Source organism: Bacillus sp. LR--39 (assembly GCF_053613335.1).
In genome coordinates this window covers 1-954 of the sequence record NZ_JBSIOT010000449.1, presented here as the reverse complement: position 1 = coordinate 954, position 954 = coordinate 1, and the positions used below count along the sequence as shown (strand labels likewise).

At 48.4% G+C, this 954-nt stretch carries 8 tRNA genes; all 8 read right to left on the bottom strand.

Features of this window, described 5'->3' with window-relative positions:
* Positions 1-182: 182 nt before the first annotated feature.
* Positions 183-258, bottom strand: a tRNA-Ala gene (locus ACWHAR_RS24030).
* A 4-nt stretch (positions 259-262) separates the two neighbouring features.
* A tRNA-Pro gene (locus ACWHAR_RS24025) sits at positions 263-339 on the bottom strand.
* A 16-nt stretch (positions 340-355) separates the two neighbouring features.
* Positions 356-432, bottom strand: a tRNA-Arg gene (locus tag ACWHAR_RS24020).
* A gap of 10 nt (positions 433-442) precedes the next feature.
* A tRNA-Leu gene (locus tag ACWHAR_RS24015) sits at positions 443-528 on the bottom strand.
* 14 nt (positions 529-542) lie between these two features.
* Positions 543-617 (bottom strand) — tRNA-Gly (locus tag ACWHAR_RS24010).
* Between the two features lie 24 nt (positions 618-641).
* A tRNA-Leu gene (locus ACWHAR_RS24005) sits at positions 642-723 on the bottom strand.
* Between the two features lie 6 nt (positions 724-729).
* A tRNA-Lys gene (locus tag ACWHAR_RS24000) sits at positions 730-805 on the bottom strand.
* A 36-nt stretch (positions 806-841) separates the two neighbouring features.
* Positions 842-917, bottom strand: a tRNA-Thr gene (locus ACWHAR_RS23995).
* Between the last annotated feature and the right edge of the window lie 37 nt (positions 918-954).

Genomic DNA, 954 nt, shown 5'->3' with positions numbered 1-954 from the left:
ATCAAACTCTCCGATAAAGTGTTTGACTGACTACGCACATCGCTGTGCGATTTATTTAAAACTTTGAATTAACAGGTACGTTTTGTCTTGTTTAGTTTTCAAAGATCATTTTGTTCACTTTCCCAAGCAACTTTTTAATTATATAATAAGTTTCTCTTAAAGTCAACATGTTTTTTTATAAATGGTGGAGCCTAGCGGGATCGAACCGCTGACCTCCTGCGTGCAAAGCAGGCGCTCTCCCAGCTGAGCTAAGGCCCCGAAGTGGTCGGGAAGACAGGATTCGAACCTGCGACCCCATGGTCCCAAACCATGTGCTCTACCAAGCTGAGCTACTTCCCGATTTTTAAAAATATTATGGCGCGCCCGAGAGGAGTCGAACCCCTAACCTTTTGATCCGTAGTCAAACGCTCTATCCAATTGAGCTACGGGCGCATAACAATAATGCCGAGGGCCGGACTTGAACCGGCACGGTAGTCACCTACCGCAGGATTTTAAGTCCTGTGTGTCTGCCAATTCCACCACCCCGGCGTGGATGGTATAGTTGGAGCGGAAGACGGGATTCGAACCCGCGACCCCCACCTTGGCAAGGTGGTGTTCTACCACTGAACTACTTCCGCATACAGGATCACTATCCTGTATAATGCGGGTGAAGGGACTTGAACCCCCACGTCATAAGACACTAGATCCTAAGTCTAGCGCGTCTGCCAATTCCGCCACACCCGCGTAACATGGTGAGCCATGAAGGACTCGAACCTTCGACCCTCTGATTAAAAGTCAGATGCTCTACCAACTGAGCTAATGGCTCTTTTTAAAAGACTTATGTTATTATCTTGTCCAAAAATGGTGCCGGCCAGAGGACTTGAACCCCCAACCTACTGATTACAAGTCAGTTGCTCTACCAATTGAGCTAGGCCGGCAAATATGGTGGAGGATGACGGGCTCGAACCGCCGACC